The organism is Nocardiopsis sp. KDC1DS13DA1 (assembly GCF_055632325.1).
This window is the reverse complement of sequence record NZ_JBVMUY010000016.1, coordinates 118,348-138,529: the sequence shown is the minus strand read 5'-3', so window position 1 is coordinate 138,529 and position 20,182 is coordinate 118,348. Positions and strand designations below refer to the sequence as shown.

Below are 20,182 nucleotides of genomic sequence, written 5' to 3'. Positions count from 1 at the left end.
GCCGTGATGACCGTCGGGGTGGCTTCCGTGATGACCGCCGTGACGATCGTCGGGGTGGCTTCCGTGGTGATCGTCGTGATGACCGTGGTGGTTACCGGGGCCGTGACGACCGTGACCGGCGCGAGGGGCGTCGTGACGACCGTCGCGATGACAGCCGCGGCGGCTACCGCGACCGCCGTGATGACCGCCGTGATGACCGTCGGGGTGGCTTCCGTGATGACCGCCGTGACGATCGTCGGGGCGGTTTCCGTGGTGATCGTCGTGATGACCGTGGTGGTTACCGGGGCCGTGACGACCGTGACCGTGACCCCGCGGACGTCGCACCCCCGCTGCCGGAGGCGGCCACCTACGAGCAGTTGGACCCGGAGACCAGGCGGGATCTGAACTCGCTGCCCAAGTCCCTGGCCGAACTCGTCGGCAAGCACATCGTCGCCGCCGGCCTCCTGCTCGACGAGGACCCGGAGCGGGCTTACGGGCACGCGGCCTTCGCCCGTCGCAAGGCTTCCCGACTGCCCGGGGTCCGTGAGGCGTCGGGTGTCGCCGCCTACACGGTGGGCAAGTGGCAGGAGGCCCTCGCCGATCTGCGCGCGGCCCGACGGATGAGCGGTCGGGACAACTTCCTGGCGATCATGGCCGACTGCGAGCGCGGTCTCGGCAGGCCCGAGCGTGCACTGGAGATCGGTAACGACCCGGCGGCCGCCAAACTGGACTCCGCCGATCGGATCGAGCTGCGCATCGTCGCCTCCGGGGCCCGCCGGGACATGGGCGACCTGCAGGCCGCCCTCGCCGAACTCCAGGTCCCCGAGCTCAAGGAACGCCGCGCACGGCCGTGGATCGCGCGGCTCTTCTACGCCTACGCGGACGTCCTGGAGGAACTCGGCCGGGAGGACGACGCGCGTGAGTACTTCGCGCGGGCGTCCGCGGTGGACCGCGAGGGTGTCACCGACGCGGACGAGCGTCTCGCCGCTCTGGAGGGCGTCGAACTCGTCGACGTCGACCACGACGGCATCATCTGGACGGACGCGGAGGAAGCCGACGACGAGGAGCGGGACTGAGACCGCTCGGTGGGGCTCGGGTGCACCTGGGGGTGCTGCCCGAGTCCCATGACTCGGTGGTGTGCCTGACGCTCCGGGGCGACCGGTTGCTGATGGTGCGTCACCGGCACCGGGCCTGGGAGTTCCCCGGCGGACACGCCGAACCCGGGGAGGACGTCCAGGACACCGTCGTGCGCGAGGTCCGCGAGGAGGCGAACGCCACCCTCGGGGAGGTGTCCGTGCTGGGGTACTACGTCCTGGCCAGCGGGCACGTCACCGTGGTCACCAGTGCCCAGGTGCTCGACGTCGCGCCGTTGAGCGGCGACTTCGAGACCGTCGAGGTGCGGGAGTTCGCCTCCCTGCCCGAGGACCTGTCGTGGTCCGACGGTCTGTACGCCCACCTGCTCACGGAGCTGGGACTCCCCTGACGAAGGTGTGCTCGCTGCCCACGAGCCGGTATCCCAGCCGCTCGTTGATCGCGAGCATGGGTGCGTTGCCCCTGTGGTTGCCGGTGTAGGCGTGGGTGAAGCCCCGCTCCCGTGCGCGGTGCAGGGCGGCGGTCTTGGCGTAGCCCGCCAGTCCCCGGCCCCGGTACTCGCGGAGGGTGCCGGTCATCGACGACTCCATCCGGGTCCCGCGGTCCGAGACGTAGCAGGTGATGGCCACCGGTCTGCCGTCGAGCAGCAGCACCAGGCTCAGGTCGAGGTCGTAGAGCGGGTGCCGCCAGACCTCCGCGTACCACTCCTCGAACGACGGGAAGGCGGCCGTCTCTCCCGGTTCGTCCTTACTGGTGAGGCGGTCGAGATCGTACAGCGTGCGCGGTTCGCACTCGTGCCACGCGCGCAGCTCCGCGCCGGAGGGCGCGGCCGGGGGAGGCGGCAGATCCCCGAGGTCGAGCTCCAGGATCCGGTGGGTGTCGACCACCCCGCTGTCGGCCAGGGAGGCCAGGAGGGAGCCCCCGTCGCGCTGTACGCTCTCCTCGGCCACCGTCACACGCAGGCTCCGGGCGCCCCGCTCGACCAGGCTCCGCTCGGAGGCGGCCAACAGGTCCGTGCCCGGCCCGTCGTCGCTCGCGATGAGCAGGGTGCTGCCGACCCCGTCGCGCAGCACCGAGCGGACGTGCCCGGTGACCCGGCCGTTCCGGACGCGGACCAGGGCGCGGTTGTCCGCGCCCGGGGATCCGTGATCGAGGCGCCAGCGTACGGCCTCCTGGGACAGGACCAGGGTGGGAAAGGCGTCGCCCAGGAGGCGGTGAACTCCCGGGACGTCCTCAGCGGTGAGCCCTCGGATCGTCATGTCGGGCGACCCTAGCGGCCTCACCCCTGGGGGCGCACGTCCTTTTCCGCGGCCTGCTCGGCCGCCAGGCGGTCCAGCCAGTGCACGATGCCGGACACGTTGGTGTCCGCACCCGCGAGGGTGTCGAGGACCTCCGCGCCCTCGGCGGGCATCGGGGCGTACCGGGTCATCACCTTGTCGCGCACCATGGCGATCGCGTGGTCCAGGTCGCCGACGGTGCCGTGGGACTCGCGGACGGTCTCCACCCACACCCTCAGTTCGGACTCCGCGCGCTCGATCGTCTCCTGGACCGACCCCGCGGCACCGAAGTGGGAGAACATCAGGCGCCGCGGCTCGATGTCGCCGAACAGCCGCAGGGTGCGCAGACACGCGTCCAGGTCGAAGTCCGGGGGCGGGGTCGCCGGGCGGACGTCGCCCGTGAGCGGGTTGTACACCCCCAGGGCGTCGCCGACGTAGAGGTCGCCGTTGGCGGTGTCGACCAGGCCCATGTGGTGCTTGGCGTGCCCGGGCGCGTAGTGCGACACCAGGCGGCGCCCACCGCCCAGGTCGACCTCCCCGGTCTCGCCGACCGCCCGGATCCGGGTCGCCTCGGTGGGACGCATGTGTCCGAACAGGCTCTCCAGCCGGTCGCCCCAGACCATCGCGGCGCTGCTCATCAGTCGACTCGGGTCGGCCAGGTGCCGGGCACCGCGCTCGTGGACGACGATCTCCGCTTCGGGGAACACGGCCGCCATGTCCCCGATGCCGCCCGCGTGGTCCAGGTGGATGTGCGTGACGACGATGGTCGCCAGGTCCTCGGCGGCCAGACCCAGGTGGGAGATCGCGCGCTGCAGCACGGGCGCCGAACCGGCGGTGCCGACCTCGACGACGCACGGCCGCTCGGACCGGATCAGGTAGGCCGAGACCACGCCGGGGTACCCGGCGAGCATCGTGTCGATGGCGAAGACGTCGTCACCCAGGTGGGTGATCCCCTCGGGCAGGTCGTTCACGTCCACGGGCACTCCTGTCCGGTCGTGTGGCTGAGACCACCGACTCTAGGACAGGTGACCTCCGACGGGAGGAGGCAGGGGGGAGTTGTCCACAGGCGGGGAAAGGGGCTTTCGCCTCGGGCCGGGCCGGGTGAGCCTGGAGACAGGGCACTTCGGGAAGGACGGCACATGCGACAGGAGACCACCTCCGCGGGGGCGGGGCACCGCAACGAGATCGTCGTGGCGGGGCGGATCACCGCCCAACCCTCGGTCCGGGAACTGCCCAGCGGGGACCGGCTCGCCGTCTGGCGGATCTGCGTGGCCCGCACGGCCGAGTCCCGGTTCCGGGGGCACCGCTCCGACTCCATCACCTGTGTCAGTTTCGACCCCGGTGTCCGGGAGCGGGTCCGGGCCTGGCGGCTGGGCGAGGTCGTCCAGATGACCGGGGCGTTGCGCAGGCGTACCTGGCGGGCCGGCGACGGGGTACGCGCCGTCCACGAGGTGGAGGTGCGCACGGCGGAGCGGGTGGGGGAGAAGGGGCAGGAGCGGTGATCGGTTCACCAGTCCAGGTGGTTCAGCGCCGCGCGTGCGGACGGGCCGGTCGGGTCCACGGTGTCGTCCGACCACGCCGCCACGCACAGCGCGCGCAGTCCGTCCAACCGGTCTCCGGAACCCTCCAGACGGAGTTCGCCGCCGTCGGTGACGGCCGTCCACCCCTCGCACCGGGTCCGGCCCCCCTCCCGGAGCACGGCCGGGTGCGCCTGGTTCATCCCCGACACGTCCCAGGCCAGGTAGCGCGGGCGCTGGTGCGCTGGTGCGGCCAGCACGTCCGACGGCGTGGCCACCCCCGACAGCACGAGCATCCCGGCTGCCCCGTGCGTGGTGGCGCCCTCGATGTCGGTGTCCAACCGGTCGCCGACGATCAGCGGGTTCCCGGCACCGGTGCGCAGGATGCCCTCCTCGTGCAGCGGGCGCATGGGTTTGCCCGCGATGATCGGCTCCACGCCGGTGGCGTGGGCGATGACCCGGACGAAGGAGCCGTTGGCGGGGGTGATCCCCCACTCGTTGGGCGCGGTGGCGTCGGCGTTGCTCGCCACGTACAGGGCGCCCCGGGCCACCGCGAGCGCGCCCTGGTCGAGCAGGTCGCGGGACATCCCGCGCGCGTATCCCTGCACCACGGCCACCACCGACTCCGTGGCCACGGTGACCGGCCGCAGGCCCATCCGCCGGACGGCCTGGCGCAGTCCGGTGTCGCCCACCACGAGGACGTCCGATCCGGCCGGGAAGCGGTCGCTCACCACACGTGCCGCGGCCTCGGCCGAGGTCACGACGTCCTCGGGAGCGGCGGCGACACCGAGTTCGGTGAGGTGCTCGGCGATCCGGGCGGGCGTCCGCCCGGCGTTGTTGGTCACGAACGCCACCCGGGCCCCGGCCGCGCGGGCCTTGCCCACGGCCTCCGGAGCGCTCGGCACCGCACGCGGGCCGATGTAGACCACGCCGTCCAGGTCGAGGAGCATCGCGTCGTGCAGCTCCGAGAGCGGGCGGTCGGCGGCGAGCAGGGACATGGCGGGGCACCCGTTCCGTGCGGTGGGAGTGGACGTGTCCAGGCTACGGGCGCCGGGGTGGGCGGGGCCGCCGGTCCCCGGTGTGCGCTGCGTCGCACTGGTCACCGGTGCCGGGTCAGCCACCCGGTCGCGAACTCCACGGCCCGGGGCAGCGAGAACAGCCGTGCCGCGGCCGCTCCCACCCGCCCCGTCGTCACGGCTCCGGTGTCCTCGAAGGCCGCCCCCAGGTGTGCGAAGTCGCTCTCGTCCGGGACCACGTCGGTGTGGGTGACCCACGCCCGTCGCCCGTCGGCGGTCAGGACCGCGCACGAGAACTCCTCCCGGGCGGGTCGGGGCCCCGGTACTCCGCGAGGTGGAAGGCCGTGCAGGAGGCGTACCCGGTGCCCAGGAGCAGGACCCGGGCGTCGGTTCGCTCCAGCTCCGCGAGCGGGGAGCGTTCACCCAGTCGGCAGTCCCGCGCGTGTCCCGACATGAACAGCCCGGCCCGGTGGCCCAGAGCGGCGAAGGAGGTCTGGGGGTGTGCGCTGCGCGCCGCGCCGGGCCACGTGCGCAGGGTCTCCGCGATCCGGCCCATGGCCAGGGTCGGGGTGACCCCCGGGTCGAACGGTGGTGACTCGGCCCGGATGAGCGGCCACCAGTCCTCGGGGACGGGTGGGTTCGTCCAGGTCGCGGGGTCGGAGTTGTCCATGGTCTGGGTCGGGACGGCGATGGTTCCGTGTACGCCGACCGTGTCGGTCAGAGCGCGGATCACCGTCGGAGCGCCGCCGCACACCCAGCCCAGGGAGCGCAGGGAGGAGCGGACCAGGAGGGTGTCGCCCGTTCCGACGCCCAGAACCGACAGGTCGCGGGACAGCGAGGCACGGGTCCGCGGGGTCCGGGTGTTCGTGGGCGAGGGGAATGCCACGGGTGCTCCGGCTTTCGTACGGCAGGTGGGCTCGGCTGGGGTTGACGGTACTGCCGGGGTGTGGCGGACCGCAGGGAGTTCGTGCGGTCGGCACCGTCGCTTCGGTCGTGTCGCGGGGAACACGATGGTCGTCATGTTCCCGATCAAGGCCATGGCGGCGGGCCTCCTCGCTGTCGCCGCCACCCTCACCAGTGCCGTTCCCGTCCAGGCCGATGCCGGGTCCGCGGTCTCCGGTCCGCTGACGCCCGAGGCCGTGGACTCCTACGTACGCGAGTACCTGGACTCCGCACCGCTGCCCGGAGTCACCGTCGCCGTCACCCGGGGCACCGAGGTGGTGCGCACGGCCGGATACGGCACCGACTCCCGGGGTGAGCCGTTGACCGCCGACACCCCCATGGGAGTGGCCTCGGTCAGCAAGCCCTTCACCGCGCTCGCCGTCATGCAACTCGTCGAGGACGGGGAGATCGCGCTCGACGACCCGGTGGTGGACCACCTGCCCGAGTTCACCACCGCGGATCCGCGCTCGCAGGACATCACCGTCCGCCAGTTGCTGACCCACACCTCCGGGATGGCCGACACCGCCTTCGCGGAGAAGGCGGCGCCGGTTCCCGACGACCTTGAGGGTGCGGTCGCCCGTCTGGCCGACGTCCGCCTGGCCGCCGAGCCGGGAACGGAGGAGAACTACCACAACCCCAACTACCACGTGGCGGCGCGCCTGGTGGAGGTCGTCGGCGGCCGTCCCTTCGACGAGTTCCTGGACGAGCGCGTGTTCACCCCCCTGGGCATGGACGCCACCACCACGGTGGACACCGCGGACGAGGTGTTCGAGCAGGGGGTGGCACGGGGGCACATCGCGGTCCTCGGCCGTGCGGTGCCCGTCGTGGAACCGGAGAGCTACTTCAACGGTGCGGGTGGGATGGTCACGACCGCCGCGGACATGGCGCGCTGGCTCATCGCGCAGAACAACGGGGGCGAGGGCGCCGACGGCGTCCGTGTCCTGTCGGAGGAGGGGATCGACACCACGCACACCCCGCTCGCGCAGGACGGGCTGGGTGAGAGCAGAGCCCTGGGGTGGAACACCTGGGACACGCGGGCGGGGAGTCCGATGCTGTCGCACGGCGGCATCCAGTTCACCTACACGGCCTACCAGGCGCTGCTGCCGGAGAGCGGGTACGGGATCGCGGTGATGGCCAACACGGGGTTGGGCACTGCCGACTCCCAGGCCCTGGTGTCGGGGTTGGTGGCCCTGGCCGACGGCGAGGAGCCCGCGACCGCGGCCGGGGCGGCGATGTTCGCGCTCGACCTGGTCCTGGTCGCTCTCATCGGGCTCACCGGCTACCTCACGTACCGGGGGGTGCGGCGTGCCGGGGCCTGGGTCGAGGCCGCGCGTGCCCGACCCCGGTGGCGTACCGCGGTGCGCCTGCTGCCCGGGCTGGCCGTGATCCTCGCCGGGGTGTTCGTGAACCGGCTGCTCGGGCTGTTGGCCTCGAACCGCCATATCACCTGGGAGCAGACCTTCTACGTCGTGCCCGCGGGGTTCACCCTGCTGATGGTCGCCGGGGTCGCGGTCGCCGCGGTGTACGCGGTGCGGCTGGTGACCGTGTTGCGACGCCGGGGGTGATCGCCGTTCCCGGGTGCGCAGGTGCCGGGCGGGTCCGCCGGGCGGTCGGCCCGAGGGCGGTCAGGGCAGGATGCGCATGACCAGGCCGCTGCGTGGTTTGGGGCCGAATGAGGTGGACTTGCGCGGGGTGAGTTCGCCGTGCTCGGCGACCGCGTACACCTGTTCCACGTTCAGCGGGGGCACGATGACGGCCGTGCCCTCCTCCTGCCGGGCCGCCTCGACCGCCTTGGCGGGGTCGTCGTGCACCATGCGCAGGTCCTGTTCGGGGTGCTCCCACAGGGGGAGGAGCAGGTGGTGCAGTGCGGTGGTGGGCAGTTTCCGGTAGGCGTCGGACTGCGAGGGGGTTGCCTCCGCCAGCCGCCGCGGGTCGAATCCGGACACGAGGTGGAAACCGTCGTGCGGGTCGGCCAGGAGCAGGGCCGGGTGCTCCGCCTTGGCCAGGGCCTGTTCGGCTTCGGTGAGGGAGCTGGTGTCCAGGCGTTCGACCCGGGCCACCGCCCGCGCCGACTCGGCCGCCCGTTCGGTGGCCAGCTTCGGCACGACGCGGTGGATGGCGCCCAGGGTCGGGGGGTGGGCGTCGCTGTCCACGAGGTAGGCGAGCCCGTACGCCCATCCCGGGTCGTCGCCGAGCTGGTGCATGCGCTGGTAGGCGGTGTACCGGTGGTGGCCGTCCGCGATCAGCGCGGTGCGGGCGGCCAGGTCGGCCTCGATCTCGGCGAGGGTCGCCGGGTCGGTCAGTGACCAGAGCCGGTGCCGCGTTCCGTCGGCGGTGCGGGTGTCGACGAGGAGTGCTCCGCGCCGTTGCGCGTCCTGCGTGATCCGGGTGGCGGCGCCGTTCCCCCCGGGGTAGAGCAGGAAGATCGGTTCGAGGTTGGCGCGGGTGCGTGCCATCAGCCGGATCCGGTCGAGCACGGGCCTGCGCTCCACCTGCTCGTGTGGGCGCACCGGGCCGGGTTCGGTGGCCGAGGGCAGGTCCAGCGCGCCGATGAGTCCGCGTTGGCTCGTTCCGGTCGCCGACACCTGCTCGTAGACGTAGAGGGCGTCCTCGGGGTCCTGGGCCAGCACGCCGTCGTCGATCCACGTGTTCAGGCGGGTGGCGGCCCGCTCGTAGACGAACCGTGCGGGTTGTCCCGTGCAGTTGCCGGGCGCTGTCAGGTTCAGCTGGTAGGGCACCGTGAGGTGGGCGGCGTTGTGCGGGTCCGAGCGCAGCAGCTCGCGCGTCTCCTCGGGGCTGGGGACGTCGTAGGGAGGGGCGAGGAGGTGGGCGACACCGTACTCACCGGAGTCGAGGATCCGCCCGACGTCCAGGTCCGTGTAGCGCAGCCCCCGGAAGGGAGCCAGCGCGAGAGGTTGGCGTGGCATCCCAGAACGGTACCTCCTGTCCACCGGTGTGACGCCTGTTCGGGGCGTTCTCCCGGTCGGCTCGGACCGCGGAGGTGGAGGCGCTACATCAGACGGCGCATGCGCAGCAGGTCGCCGACGCTGGCGTCCACCCTGACGCGGCGGGTGAGCAGCGCGCGGGCGTAGTCCATCCGGTCCTCCGCCAGCTCGACCAGGTCACCGCTGCCCACGGTCACCCGCACCTGGGGGGAGGGGGCCGCCCGGTCGGAGGGGCGGTGGGTGACGTCCACGAGGCCGTCCAGGGTGAGTCGCATGTCGAACACCGTCGACAGGTCCGGGACCACGACGCTGACCGAACGTTCGCGGATGTGCTTGCGGCGTTCGGACTCGGGTCGGGCGAGGATGCGTTCGTTCACCTTCGCGATACCGGCCAGGCACGCCTCGATGCTGCTCATGGCCACATGATGCCCTATCGGGAGAGGTGGGGGGTTCCACCGTCGCGAACGGGACGAACGGCGCCGCCTGACGGGTTCCCGTGCCATCGGGCTCCGGGCCCCGGTAGCGTTGACCGCGAACCCCCCATGTCGCGCGGCGGCCCCCTCGCCCCCCGCGCCCCCTCCCCTGCCCTTCCTCCCGCGGTCCCATCAAGGAGCACGTGAAACATGGTCGTCGACGCGGTACGCACCTATCTCGATGCCGCCAGTGGCCTCACCGAACTGTCGCGCAAGGAGGCCGTCGCCGCGGCCAAGGCGCTGCTGCGGGCGAACGGTACCGCCGCGCCGGAACGGACGGGGGGTGAGGCGCTGCCGCCGCGGGTCGGCCAGAACATCCAGGCTCTGGCGGGGGAGCTCATCGAGACCAGCCAGGCCAACCGCGCCGCCATCGCCGCCCTGGTCCGGTCCGAGGTCGAACGGCAGTTGGAGCGGATGGACGTCGTCCCCCGGGGCGAGCACGACCGTCTGGTGCGTCGGGTGGCCGAACTCGAACGCCGGCTGGCGGCGCGCCACCAGGCCGCCGAACGTCCCCTTGCGTCCGTCGACGCCGCACCCGTTCCCGCCGCCGCGGCCCCGGAGGCCGTTCCCGCCGATGCCGGGGTGACCCCCCAGGTGCGGCCCGAACCCGCTGACGAGGGCTCCGCCGACACCGCCGACACCGCGCCCGCCGAGAGCGATGGCTCCGACTCCGCAGCCGAGGGGGACCCCGGGGAGGAGCCTCCGGCGGCTGACGAGGGTGCCGGGTCACAGCCCGCCAAGACGGCGGAGGCGAGCTCCAAGGGCCGTTCCACGGCCAAGGGCGCCGCGAAGCCGGCCGCGCGTTCCGGCCGTGCGCGTTCGAGCGGAAAGGCGACCGCGGGCAAGCGGACGCCCAAGGGCAAGGGAACCGCGAAGAAGTAGCGTCCCCACGAGTACGGGAGAGCGATGACGGACCCCACGGAACAGGCCGCGGCGCTGGCCGAACAGACCCTCGCGAGCACACGTGAGCGGCTGGCCGGGCTGGACGGCCTGCCCACCGCCGAGCACGTCGGTGTCTTCGACTCGCTGCACCGGGAGCTGTCCACGGTGCTCGGTGCGCTGGACCAGGACGCGAACACCTCCCGTCGGCCCCCGGTATCCTAGGTGACCATGGCAAAACGCAGTCGGCTCGACGCGGAACTCGTCCGCCGCGGTCACGCACGCTCCCGCGGCCACGCCGCCGAGATCATCGAGGGCGGCTACGTCCGTGTGGCCGGGATGGTGGCCTCCAAGGCCGCCACCCAGGTCGGCACCGACCAGCCCATCGTCGTGCGCACCCCCTCGGAGGAACCCCCCTACGTCTCCCGGGGCGCGCACAAGCTCATCGGTGCCCTGGACGCGTTCTCCCTGGACGTCTCCGGTCGGCACGCGCTCGACGCGGGCGCCTCCACCGGCGGGTTCACCGACGTGCTGCTGCGCCGTGAGGTCGCGCACGTCACGGCGGTCGACGTCGGTTACGGTCAGCTCGCCTGGTCCCTGCGCAGCAACGAACGCGTGCGTGTGATGGAGCGGTGCAACGTCCGCGAGCTCACCCCCGAGCGGATCGGTGAGCCCCGCCCGGACCTGGTCGTGGGTGACCTGTCGTTCATCTCGCTGACCCTGGTACTGGCACCGTTGCGTGACTGTGTCACCCCCGAGGCCGACTTCGTCCTGATGGTCAAACCCCAGTTCGAGGTCGGCAAGGAGCGGGTCGGGGCCGGCGGTGTGGTCCGGGACCCCGGCCTGCGCGCGGAGGCGGTCACCCGGGTCGCCGAGCACGCCTTCGGTCTGGGGCTGGGCACCGTGGACGTCACGGCCAGTCCGCTCCCGGGACCCTCCGGCAACGTCGAGTACTTCCTGTGGATGCGCGCGGGCGCGCCGCCGCTGGATCCCGACCGGCTGGCCAGGGCGATCGAGGAGGGGCCCCGTTAGGGCGTGGCACCGTGTCCTCGGTGTCCGGTAACGTGACCCGGCCGGGTCAGCGACCGCTCCCGGCCCGCATCCGACTCCCCGCCGGGGAGCGAACGTGAGGGGACGGCGATGACCAGCGGACGCAGTGTTCTCCTGCTGGCGCACACCGGTCGGCCCGCGGCGATCCGCAGCGCCCACCTGGTTCACCGGAGCCTCACCCGGGCCGGGTTGACGGTGCGCATGCTCAAGGGCGAGGTCGAGGAGTTGGCGGCCGAGGGGTGCGCCCTGGCGCCGGTCGAGGCCGTCGAGCAGGCGGAGGCCGCCGAGGGCGTCGAGCTGGTCATGGTGCTCGGCGGTGACGGCACCCTGTTGCGGGCCGCGGAGATCGCGCGTCCGGCGGGTGCCCCCCTGCTCGGTGTGAACCTGGGCCACGTCGGATTCCTGGCCGAGGCCGAGCGTGAGGACCTCGGTGCGACCGTGCAGAGTGTGGTCCGACGCGACTACGTCGTCGAGGAGCGGATGACCCTCGACGTCGCGGTCCTCAACGGCGGCCGCGGTGACGGGGCGCCCCCGGTGCGGACCTGGGCGCTCAACGAGGCGACCCTGGAGAAGGGTGAGGCCCGCCGCATCCTGGAGGCCGTCCTGGAGATCGACGGTCGTCCGCTCTCCCGCTGGACCTGTGACGGAGTGGTGTGCGCGACCCCCACCGGGTCCACCGCGCACGCCTTCTCCGCCGGGGGACCGGTGGTCTGGCCCGACGTCGACGCGATGCTCGTCGTCCCGCTCAGCGCCCACGCCCTGTTCGCCCGCCCGCTCGTGGTGGGACCGAACGCGACGGTCGCGTTGGAGGTGCTGCCGGACACGGCGCCGGGCGTGCTCTGGTGTGATGGACGGCGTATGGTCGAATTGCCCGCCGGGGCGCGGATCGAGATCACCCGTGCGGACACGCCGGTTCGGCTGGCCCGGTTGCACCGGGCGCCGTTCACCGACCGGCTGGTGGCCAAGTTCGGTCTGCCGGTCGCGGGCTGGCGCGGTCGGGGCGAGCGCGACCGCTGAACCAGGACAGCGTTCCTGGCACGTCGCTTGCGCGCGTGCGGCGCGCGTGTGAACGCACAGGCGTCAACTATCAGGAGAGGGTTCGGTGCTGGAGGAAGTCCGCATCCAGGGGCTCGGGGTCATTGATGACGCCGTTCTGGAGTTGTCACCGGGACTGACCGTCGTGACGGGCGAGACCGGTGCGGGAAAGACCATGGTCGTCACCGGGCTCGGGTTGCTCTTCGGTGGACGGGCCGACCCCCAGCGTGTGCGCCCCGGTGCCTCCCGGGCGGTCGTCGAGGGCCGTCTGACGGTTCCCGGTGACGGCCGGGTGGCCTCGCGCGTTCTGGAGGCCGGTGGCGACATCGACGACGACGTTCTCATCCTCACCCGCGCCGTGTCGGCGGAGGGGCGTTCGCGTGCGACGATGGGCGGCCGGTCGGCTCCGGTGAGTCTGCTCGCCTACCTGGCCGACGACCTGGTCGCGGTGCACGGCCAGTCCGACCAGCAGCGTCTGCTGCGCGCCGACCGGCAGCGCTCGTCCCTGGACCGGTTCGCGGGGGCGGAGCTGGCCAGGGAGCTGAAGCGGTACGGGGCGGCCTACCGGCGGCACCGCGAGGTCTCGGCGGAGCTGGAGGAGATCGTGCAGCGCGCCCGTGAGCGCGCCCAGGAGGCCGATCTGCTGCGGTTCGGGGTCGAGGAGATCGAGGCCGCGGAGCCGCAGCCGGGGGAGGACGCCGAACTCCTGGCGGAGGAGACCCGCCTGGCGCACGCCGACGGCCTGCGGGTGGCGGCCACGACCGCGCACGAGGCGCTGGTCGGGGACCCGGCCGCCGACGTGGAGGTCGACGTGGTGGGGTTGCTCTCGGCGGCCCGGCAGGCGGTGGCGTCGGTGCGTGAGCACGACGCGCGTCTGGGGGTGATCGGTGACCGTCTGGACGAGGCGTCCTACATCATCTCCGACGCCGCCACGGAACTGGCCTCCTACGGGGAGTCGGTGGACTCCGACCCGGCCCGTCTGGCGGCGGTGCAGGAGCGGCGCGCGCTGCTCACGCAGTTGTCCCGCAAGTACGGCGCGACCACGGACGAGGTGCTGGCCTGGGCGTCGAACGCGGCCAAGCGGCTCACCGAGCTGGAGGGCGACGACGAGCGGATCGACGCGCTGCGGGGTGAGGCCGACGACCTGCGCGCCCGGTTGGAGGAGTCCGCGGCGGAGCTGACGCGGATCCGCACCGAGGCGGCCGATCGGTTCGGTGCGGCCGTCACCGGGGAGCTGACCGCGTTGGCGATGCCGCACGCGCGGGTGAGTGTGCGTATCCAGACGGGTGAGGAGTTCGGGCCCAACGGGCGCGACGAGGTGGAGCTGCTGTTGGCTCCGCACCCGAGTTCGCCTCCGCTGGCCCTGCACAAGGGGGCCTCCGGTGGTGAGCTCTCCCGTGTCATGCTGGCCATCGAGGTGGTCTTCGCCGGTGCCGATCCGGTGCCCACGTTCGTCTTCGACGAGGTGGACGCGGGGGTGGGCGGTAAGGCCGCCGTCGAGATCGGTCGGCGCCTGGCCCGTCTGGCCCGGCGTGCCCAGGTCATCGTGGTCACCCACCTGCCGCAGGTCGCGGCCTTCGCCGACGCCCACCTGGTGGTGGAGAAGTCCACCGAGGGTCTGGTCACCGAGAGCGGTGTGGTTCGGCTGGACCGTGCCGGGCGGGTCCGGGAGCTGTCGCGCATGCTCGCCGGGCTGGAGGACTCGGAACTGGGCCGGGCCCACGCCGAGGAGCTGCTCACCAACGCCGATCCGGAGCGTGCCTACCCGGCGGCCTGATCCGCGACGCCCCGTCCGGGCTCCGCCCCGGTCCTCGGTGCGGTGTTCGTGGGGCCCTCTCCTTCCGGGTGGCCGCTGCGGCCACGCCTGGTAGGGAGAACACGCCGATCGACCAGCTGTTATGACTCAGGGTAAGCGAGTTCTGACAGTATGCGATCGATGAAGGTATCGGATGCGCTTAGCGCCACAGTCCTGCGGTTGCGCCGCTCCCGGGGGGACGCGCCCGCCGGGCTGGTCGCGCCCGTCCGTTCTGACCGTCGCACCAAGAACCTGACCAAGCGGCTCCACCCCGGCGACATCGCCGTCATCGACCACGTCGACCTCGACCGGGTCAGTGCCGAGGCCCTGGTCGGGTGCGGTGTCTCGGCGGTGCTCAACGTCGCCCGCAGCATCAGCGGCCGTTACCCCAACCAGGGGCCGGAGATGATCGTCGAGGCCGGGATCCCGTTGGTGGACGACGTCGACCCCGAGGTGTTCACCCGGGTGCGCGACGGTGAGCGCCTGCGGTTGGAGGGGGCCACCCTCTACCGGGGGGAGGAGGCCGTCGCCCGCGGCACCCTCCAGGACACCGGTACGGTCGGGGCGGCCATGGCCGAGGCGCGCGCGGGCCTGGCCACCCAGTTGGAGGCCTTCGCCGCCAACACCATGGCCTACCTCCAGCACGAGCGCGACCTGCTGCTCGACGGCGTCGGTATCCCGGACATCAGCACCGGTATGGAGGGACGGCACGCCCTCATCGTGGTCCGCGGCTACCACTACCGCGAGGACATCGCCGCCCTGCGCCCCTACGTCCGCGAGTTCCGGCCGGTGATCATCGCGGTCGACGGCGGAGCGGACGCGGTCATGGAGGCCGGGTACCGGCCCGACATCATCGTCGGGGACTTCGACTCCGTCTCCGACCGGGCGCTGGGCAGCGGTGCCGAACTGGTCGTCCACGCCTACCGGGACGGCCGCGCCCCCGGCCTGTCCCGGCTCACCGACCTGGGCCACACCGCCGTGATCTTCCCGGCGACCGGGACCAGCGAGGACGTGGCGATGATGCTCGCGGACGGCGCGGGGGCCGCGCTCATCGTGGCGGTCGGCACCCACGCCACCCTGGAGGAGTTCCTCGACAAGGGGCGCTCGGGGATGGCCAGCACGTTCCTCACCCGTCTCCGGGTGGGCGGCAAACTCGTGGACGCCAAGGGCGTCAGCCGCCTCTACCGTTCGCGCATCTCCCCGTGGGCCCTGCTGGGCCTGGTCGCCGCCTGCCTGCTCACCATCGTCGTCGCCGCCTACAGCTCCCCGGCGGGCCAGGTCTACCTCACCTTCCTCGCGGCGCGCTGGGACGCGTTCTCCTACTGGATGACGGGGCTGTTCACGTGATCGACTTCCGCTACCACCTGGTGTCCATCGTCGCGGTGTTCCTCGCGCTCACCGTGGGGATCGTCCTGGGCACCACCATGCTCCAGGACCCGTTGCTCCACACCCTCCAGTCGGAGACCGCCGACCTGCGCGGTCAGAGCGAGCGGCTGCGTGCCGAACGCGACGAGGCGGAGCGCGTCGGTGCGGGGGCCGACACGTTCGCCGAAGCCGTGTCGAAAGACGTGCTCGACCGCCGGCTCGACGGTGTGGGCGTGGTCGTGGTGGCCGCTCCGGGGGCCGACGGTGACGTGGTCGCGGCGTTGGCCGACCGTGTCGGGGAGGCCGACGGAGAGGTCGTCGGGCGTGTCGGCCTCACTCCGGACCTGGTGGACGGCGACAACGCGACCTTCGTCGGAGAGCTCGCGGTCCGGGTGGCGCGCGACCCCGACCGGCTCACCGGAAGCGTCCACGACCGGGCGGGGACGGAACTGGGTCGGGCGCTGGCCCGCGACACGCGTTCCGAGGACGAGGCCGAGGCCGAGGCCGAGGGGGCCGAGGGGGCCGAGGAGGACGAGGAGGCGGATGGCCGGACGGCCGACGCGGTGCTGGCCGCCTTCGCCGAGGGCGGGCTGGTCGAGCTGCACGGGGAGCCGGCCGAGGCCGCCGACGCGGTGCTGGTGGTCGCGCCCGCGTTCGGTTCCGAGGGCGACTCCGAGGCCGCCCACGCCGCCCTGACCGCGCTCGTGTCCGCGCTGCGTGAGGAGGTCGGCCCCACGGTCCTGGCCGGGGACGCCACCTCCGCCGAACCCGGTGGCCTGCTCACCCGGGCCCGTGCCCAGGAGCCCTCGTTCGCCACGGTCGACCTGGCCGGACGCCCGATGGGTGACATCATCACCGTTCTGGCCCTGGCCGCGAGCCTGGAGGGCGCCGCGTTCCCGTACGGGATGGGTGAGGGGGCGGTGGGTTTCGCTCCCGACCCGTTGCCCGAGCCGAGGCCCGCCCAGGACGAGGAGCCCGAGGATGGTGTGTCCGGCGACGCGGCGGACGCCCGTTCGCAGGACGAGGCGCGCCGCGCCGCCCAGGCCGGGGAGTGAGGCCGGTGACGACGCCTCCGCCGCCTTGCGCCGTCCCCGGTGTCCGGTCTCCGGCAGTCCTTCCGTCGGCGGGGCGTGCCCTCGCCCAGGGGCTGGTCGGTGCCGCCGCGGGTGCCGTGGCCGCTCGTGCCGCCTACGCGCTGCTCACTCGGCCCCGTCCGCCCCGTGCCCGGCCCGGGCACGAGGAGTCCGCGGCACGGCCGGAGGCCGCTGCCGCCCCGGCCACGCCGGACCCGTGGCAGCGCACCAACTTCCGCGGCCGGTCCGTGACCCTCCAGCAGGGGCCCGCGCTCGCCTCGGGGGTGTGCGCCGCCAGCCTGGTCACCCCGGGGCTGACACCGCGCGTGCGCGCCTCCTGCGCCCTGGCCGCCGCCGGGGCCGCCGCGTTCGGCGCCTACGACGACCTGTCCGGTTCACCCGCCGCGCGCGGGCTGCGCGGTCACCTGGGGGCGCTGGCCCGGGGGCGGGTCACCACCGGTCTGGTCAAGATGGCCGGTATCGGTGCCACGGGGATCGCCGCCGCCGCCCTGCTGCGCCGACCGGCGGCCGACACCCTCCTGGACGGTGCGCTCATCGCCGCCAGCGCCAACCTGGTCAACCTGTTCGACCTGCGTCCGGGGCGCGCGGCCAAGCTCGCCCTCCTGGCCGCGGCCCCGGCGCTGGCCTCCCCGGCCGCGCCCCTGGTCGGGCCGGTGGTGGGGGCGTCGGTCGCGCTGCTCCCCGACGACCTGGCCGAGCGCTCCATGCTCGGAGACGCGGGAGCCAACGCGCTCGGGGCGGCCCTGGGGGTGGCGGCCGCGGCCCGCGCGCCCAGACCCGTGCGACTGGTGCTGCTCGGCGGGGCCGTCGCCCTGACCCTGGCCAGTGAGCGCACGAGTTTCTCCCGGGTCATCGACCGGGTGCCCGCCCTGCGCCGCCTCGACCGGTGGGGCAGGTGCGTGTGAGGGGGTCGCGGTGCCTCGTGCCGCCCTCGGCCGTGAGGTGACGCGCGGTGTCGGCACGGCGGCGGCGGTCATCGCGCTGGCCACCGTCGGGGCGCGCCTGGCGGGTTTCGGGCGGACGGTGGTGTTCGCCCGGACGGTCGGCGACACCTGCCTGGGCACCGCCTACGTCACGGCTAACCAGTTGCCCGCGGTCCTGTTCGAGATCGTCATCGGCGGAGCGCTCACGGCGATGGTCGTGCCCGTCCTGGCGGCCTCCGTGGAGCGGGGCGACCGGGAGCGGGTGCGCCACACCGTCTCCGCGCTGATCACCTGGGTCCTGCTGCTGGCCGTTCCCCTGTCCGCGCTGCTCGCCGCCGCGGCGGCCCCCGCGACCGCGCTCATGCTGGGTCCGGCGGCCGGCTGCGACCGCGGCGACCTGGCCGCCCTGGCCGCGCGCATGCTCGTCGTGTTCGCCCCCCAGATCGTCCTCTACGGCCTGGCCGCGGTCCTGTACGGGGTCCTCCAGGCCCACCGGCGGTTCCTCGCGCCCGCCCTGGCCCCGCTCGTGTCGAGCCTCGTGGTGATCGGCTGCTACCTGGCCTTCGTCCCCCTGGGGGCCGGAGACCGGTGGGATGTGGGGGAGCTGTCCGCGGCCGCCGAGCTCACGCTGTCGCTGGGGACGACCGCGGGGGTGGCGGCGCTGTTCCTCACCGTGCTCGGCCCCATGGCGCGGCTGCGTGTGCGCCCCCGGCCGCGGCTGACGTTCCCGCCCGGGGTGGGGGAGCGCGTCCGGGCGCTGGCCGCCGCCTCCCTCGTGCCCCTCGTGGCCATGCAGGTGTGCCTGCTGCTGTTCGTGGCGTTGGCCAACCACGGCGGCGGTGCGGGTGCGGCCGTGCTGCACACCTACGCCTGGGCCCTGTTCACACTCCCCTACGGGGTGATCGCGGTCCCCGTGGCCACCAGCGCCTTCACGGCCCTGGCGGTGGCGCACGCCGACCGCGACCACCGGGGTTTCGGCGCTCTGGTCTCCGGTTCCGCCCGGGCCGCGGTCGTGGCCACGGCGGGTGCGGGCACCGCACTGGCCGCGGCCGCCGTCCCGGTCGCGGCGGTCTTCGCGCGGGAGGACCCGCTGGCCCTGGAGCGGGCGCTGCTCGCCTACGCTCCGGGTGTGGTGGGGTTCGGGCTGGTCGCGCTGCTCAGCCGGGCACTGTACGCCTCCCACCACGGCCGCCCGGCGGCCGCCGCCCAGGTGACCGGGTGGGTGGTGGTGATGGCGGGCGCGGTCGTCCTGGTGTGGGCGGTGCCCCCGGAGTGGACGATCGCGGCGCAGGGCGCGTCGGTCACGGTGGGGCTCACCCTGGCGGCGGTCCTGCTGTGCGCGGTTTCGGTGCGCGCGCACGGGCGCGGGGCGCTGGCCGGGGTCGGCAGGTCGGTGGTCGCGTCCCTGGCGGGTGGTGTCGCGGGGTGGTCCGCGGGCCGTACGGTCGCGGCGGTGCTGCCCGTGGCCGACGTGTGGTGGGCGGCGGGTTCGGCCGTGGCGGCCGGATCGGTCGGGCTGGTGGTGTTCGCGGCCGTGGCCGCGCTGGTGGACCCGTCCGCGCCGCGGGCGGTGGCCACCCGTGCCAGGAGCGTACGAGAGGGCAGGAGGGCGAAGCGGTGAACCGCAGGATCGCGCTGGTCGTGGGGACCAGCACCGGAGGGGTCGGGCGGCACGTGCGGTCGCTGGCCGAGGGGTTGCGCGGGCGCGGACACCGGGTGGCGGTGTTCGGGCCGGTCTCGGCGGACCGGGCGTTCGGATTCAGCTCGGCGGGGATCCGGTTCGCGCCGGTCCCGATCGGTGCCGCCCCGTCGCTGGGCGATCCCGGGGCCGTCCTGAGGTTGGGTGCCCTGGCCGCGGGTGCGGACGTGGTGCACGCCCACGGGATGCGGGCGGGGGCGCTGTGCGCGTTGGCGGGGGCCTCGCCGCTGGTGGTGACGGCGCACAACGCGCCGCCGTCGGTGACCGGGCCGCTGACCTCGGCCTACCCCGTGCTGGAGCGGATCGTGGCGCGGCGGGCGGAGGTGGTGTTGGGGGTCTCGGGCGATCTGGTGCGTCGGTTGCGTGCGGCCGGGGCGCGTGAGGCCCGGATGGCGGTGGTGGCCGCGCCCCCGGTCGGGGAGCCGCTGAACGGTCGTGAGGCCACGCGGGCCGACCTGGCGGTGCGCCCCGAGCGGCCGCTGCTGCTCACCGTCGGTCGGTTGGCCGAGCAGAAGGGGTTGGACACGCTGTTGGCGGCGGCGCCGTCGATCGCCGAGCGGCGGCCCGAGCCGGTGGTGGCGATCGCGGGGGACGGCCCGTTGTGGGGGGAGCTGCACGACACGGCCGCCGAGTTGAAGGCGGACGTGCGCATGCTCGGCCACCGGTCGGACGTGGCCGACCTGCTGGCGGCGGCGGACGTGTTCTGCCTGCCCAGTCGGTGGGAGGGGCCGTCTCTGGTGATCATGGAGGCGCTTCGGGCGGGGCTTCCGGTCGTGGCCACGCGTGTGGGCGGTATCCCGGACCTGTACACGGGGACGGTGCTCATGGTGCCGCCGGAGGATCCGTGTGCCCTGGCCTCGGCGGTCGGGCGGGTGTTGGACGAACCCGAGGTGGCCGGGGCGTTGCGCGCCCGCGCGCGTGCGGCGGCCCGGGACCTGCCCACGGAGGAGGACGCGGTGGCGGCGGCCGACGGGCTGTACGCGGCGGTCGCGCGGCGCAGGGTCTGATGCCGCCGGCGGGGTCCGGGGGGCGCCGGCGCGGAGCATGGTGAACGCCACCCCGCCACCGGCTTCCGTCCGTGGGTGTTTGATGACATGCTGG

20 protein-coding genes and 1 pseudogene are annotated in these 20,182 nt (G+C 73.7%); 15 read left to right on the top strand and 6 right to left on the bottom strand.

Annotation, left to right across the window (positions count from 1 at the left end; translation table 11 throughout):
* The 3 genes from ACTVAJ_RS11860 to ACTVAJ_RS11850 form a co-directional block, all read left to right on the top strand.
* A partial coding sequence (locus ACTVAJ_RS11860; protein ID WP_470388171.1) for a hypothetical protein occupies positions 1–384 on the top strand: 384 nt, incomplete at its 5' end.
* Complete coding sequence (locus ACTVAJ_RS11855; RefSeq protein WP_470388170.1) at positions 357–1,055, top strand: hypothetical protein; 699 nt, start codon at positions 357–359, stop codon at positions 1,053–1,055. The genes ACTVAJ_RS11860 and ACTVAJ_RS11855, both read left to right, overlap by 28 nt.
* A gap of 20 nt (positions 1,056–1,075) precedes the next feature.
* The gene (locus ACTVAJ_RS11850; protein WP_470388169.1) at positions 1,076–1,462 is read left to right on the top strand and encodes an NUDIX domain-containing protein; all 387 of its coding nucleotides are present in this window, start codon (positions 1,076–1,078) and stop codon (positions 1,460–1,462) included.
* Here ACTVAJ_RS11850 and ACTVAJ_RS11845 read toward each other — a convergent pair.
* A complete protein-coding gene (locus ACTVAJ_RS11845; RefSeq protein WP_470388168.1) occupies positions 1,440–2,330 on the bottom strand; it encodes a GNAT family N-acetyltransferase in 891 nt (296 codons plus the stop codon). The two genes, ACTVAJ_RS11850 and ACTVAJ_RS11845, sit on opposite strands and share 23 nt — an antisense overlap.
* A gap of 20 nt (positions 2,331–2,350) precedes the next feature.
* Positions 2,351–3,325, bottom strand: a complete 975-nt coding sequence (locus tag ACTVAJ_RS11840; RefSeq protein WP_470388167.1) for an MBL fold metallo-hydrolase — start codon at positions 3,323–3,325, stop codon at positions 2,351–2,353.
* Between the two features lie 162 nt (positions 3,326–3,487).
* Here ACTVAJ_RS11840 and ACTVAJ_RS11835 point away from each other — a divergent pair, with 162 nt between their 5' ends.
* Positions 3,488–3,850 carry a single-stranded DNA-binding protein gene (locus tag ACTVAJ_RS11835; RefSeq protein WP_470388166.1) on the top strand — a complete coding sequence of 121 codons (363 nt, stop codon included), beginning with the start codon at positions 3,488–3,490 and terminating at the stop codon, positions 3,848–3,850.
* A gap of 5 nt (positions 3,851–3,855) precedes the next feature.
* On the opposite strand, the gene ACTVAJ_RS11830 is transcribed toward ACTVAJ_RS11835, so the two are convergent.
* Together ACTVAJ_RS11830 and ACTVAJ_RS11825 are read right to left on the bottom strand one after the other, a co-directional pair.
* Positions 3,856–4,863: an HAD-IIA family hydrolase gene (locus tag ACTVAJ_RS11830; protein ID WP_470388165.1), complete on the bottom strand. Its 1,008-nt coding sequence runs from the start codon at positions 4,861–4,863 to the stop codon at positions 3,856–3,858.
* 101 nt (positions 4,864–4,964) lie between these two features.
* A pseudogene (locus tag ACTVAJ_RS11825) lies at positions 4,965–5,767 on the bottom strand (AAC(3) family N-acetyltransferase).
* A gap of 133 nt (positions 5,768–5,900) precedes the next feature.
* Between ACTVAJ_RS11825 and ACTVAJ_RS11820 the strand changes: the two are divergent.
* Complete coding sequence (locus ACTVAJ_RS11820) at positions 5,901–7,388, top strand: serine hydrolase domain-containing protein (RefSeq protein ID WP_470388164.1); 1,488 nt, start codon at positions 5,901–5,903, stop codon at positions 7,386–7,388.
* A gap of 60 nt (positions 7,389–7,448) precedes the next feature.
* Here the strand turns inward: ACTVAJ_RS11820 and ACTVAJ_RS11815 are convergent, their stop codons facing one another.
* Both ACTVAJ_RS11815 and ACTVAJ_RS11810 read right to left on the bottom strand, forming a co-directional pair.
* The gene (locus ACTVAJ_RS11815) at positions 7,449–8,750 is read right to left on the bottom strand and encodes a DUF1015 family protein (protein ID WP_470388163.1); all 1,302 of its coding nucleotides are present in this window, start codon (positions 8,748–8,750) and stop codon (positions 7,449–7,451) included.
* 83 nt (positions 8,751–8,833) lie between these two features.
* Positions 8,834–9,184 carry an SCP2 sterol-binding domain-containing protein gene (locus ACTVAJ_RS11810; protein WP_470388162.1) on the bottom strand — a complete coding sequence of 117 codons (351 nt, stop codon included), beginning with the start codon at positions 9,182–9,184 and terminating at the stop codon, positions 8,834–8,836.
* 207 nt (positions 9,185–9,391) lie between these two features.
* Here ACTVAJ_RS11810 and ACTVAJ_RS11805 point away from each other — a divergent pair, with 207 nt between their 5' ends.
* From ACTVAJ_RS11805 to ACTVAJ_RS11760, 10 genes are all read left to right on the top strand, one after another.
* Complete coding sequence (locus ACTVAJ_RS11805; protein WP_470388161.1) at positions 9,392–10,123, top strand: coiled-coil domain-containing protein; 732 nt, start codon at positions 9,392–9,394, stop codon at positions 10,121–10,123.
* A gap of 24 nt (positions 10,124–10,147) precedes the next feature.
* Entirely contained in the window at positions 10,148–10,345 is a 198-nt protein-coding gene (locus ACTVAJ_RS11800) for a hypothetical protein (protein WP_470388160.1), read from the top strand.
* Between the two features lie 6 nt (positions 10,346–10,351).
* Positions 10,352–11,152: a TlyA family RNA methyltransferase gene (locus ACTVAJ_RS11795; RefSeq protein ID WP_470388159.1), complete on the top strand. Its 801-nt coding sequence runs from the start codon at positions 10,352–10,354 to the stop codon at positions 11,150–11,152.
* A gap of 108 nt (positions 11,153–11,260) precedes the next feature.
* Complete coding sequence (locus ACTVAJ_RS11790) at positions 11,261–12,187, top strand: NAD kinase (RefSeq protein ID WP_470388158.1); 927 nt, start codon at positions 11,261–11,263, stop codon at positions 12,185–12,187.
* An 85-nt stretch (positions 12,188–12,272) separates the two neighbouring features.
* On the top strand, positions 12,273–13,982 hold the full coding sequence (gene recN / locus ACTVAJ_RS11785) for a DNA repair protein RecN (RefSeq protein WP_470388157.1): 1,710 nt from the start codon (positions 12,273–12,275) through the stop codon (positions 13,980–13,982).
* A gap of 192 nt (positions 13,983–14,174) precedes the next feature.
* Complete coding sequence (gene steA / locus ACTVAJ_RS11780) at positions 14,175–15,347, top strand: putative cytokinetic ring protein SteA (protein ID WP_470388175.1); 1,173 nt, start codon at positions 14,175–14,177, stop codon at positions 15,345–15,347.
* A complete protein-coding gene (locus ACTVAJ_RS11775; protein WP_470388156.1) occupies positions 15,344–16,420 on the top strand; it encodes a copper transporter in 1,077 nt (358 codons plus the stop codon). The genes steA and ACTVAJ_RS11775 overlap by 4 nt, the downstream gene beginning before the upstream one ends.
* Before the next feature lie 116 nt (positions 16,421–16,536).
* Complete coding sequence (locus ACTVAJ_RS11770; protein ID WP_470388155.1) at positions 16,537–17,364, top strand: hypothetical protein; 828 nt, start codon at positions 16,537–16,539, stop codon at positions 17,362–17,364.
* Positions 17,365–17,374: 10 nt separating this feature from the next.
* On the top strand, positions 17,375–19,003 hold the full coding sequence (murJ, locus tag ACTVAJ_RS11765; protein ID WP_470388154.1) for a murein biosynthesis integral membrane protein MurJ: 1,629 nt from the start codon (positions 17,375–17,377) through the stop codon (positions 19,001–19,003).
* Entirely contained in the window at positions 19,000–20,088 is a 1,089-nt protein-coding gene (locus tag ACTVAJ_RS11760; protein ID WP_470388153.1) for a glycosyltransferase family 4 protein, read from the top strand. Before murJ ends, ACTVAJ_RS11760 begins: the two co-directional genes overlap by 4 nt.
* Positions 20,089–20,182: the final 94 nt, after the last annotated feature.

Bases quoted from the DNA above. Each gene is read 5' to 3' on its own strand.
- ACTVAJ_RS11815 (WP_470388163.1), bottom strand. From the start codon at position 8,750: ATGCCACGCCAACCTCTCGCGCTGGCTCCCTTCCGGGGGCTGCGCTAC.
- ACTVAJ_RS11820 (WP_470388164.1), top strand. From the start codon at position 5,901: ATGTTCCCGATCAAGGCCATGGCGGCGGGCCTCCTCGCTGTCGCCGCC.
- ACTVAJ_RS11790 (WP_470388158.1), top strand. From the start codon at position 11,261: ATGACCAGCGGACGCAGTGTTCTCCTGCTGGCGCACACCGGTCGGCCC.
- ACTVAJ_RS11845 (WP_470388168.1), bottom strand. From the start codon at position 2,330: ATGACGATCCGAGGGCTCACCGCTGAGGACGTCCCGGGAGTTCACCGC.
- ACTVAJ_RS11805 (WP_470388161.1), top strand. From the start codon at position 9,392: ATGGTCGTCGACGCGGTACGCACCTATCTCGATGCCGCCAGTGGCCTC.
- ACTVAJ_RS11800 (WP_470388160.1), top strand. From the start codon at position 10,148: ATGACGGACCCCACGGAACAGGCCGCGGCGCTGGCCGAACAGACCCTC.
- ACTVAJ_RS11830 (WP_470388165.1), bottom strand. From the start codon at position 4,863: ATGTCCCTGCTCGCCGCCGACCGCCCGCTCTCGGAGCTGCACGACGCG.
- ACTVAJ_RS11835 (WP_470388166.1), top strand. From the start codon at position 3,488: ATGCGACAGGAGACCACCTCCGCGGGGGCGGGGCACCGCAACGAGATC.
- ACTVAJ_RS11810 (WP_470388162.1), bottom strand. From the start codon at position 9,184: ATGAGCAGCATCGAGGCGTGCCTGGCCGGTATCGCGAAGGTGAACGAA.
- ACTVAJ_RS11795 (WP_470388159.1), top strand. From the start codon at position 10,352: ATGGCAAAACGCAGTCGGCTCGACGCGGAACTCGTCCGCCGCGGTCAC.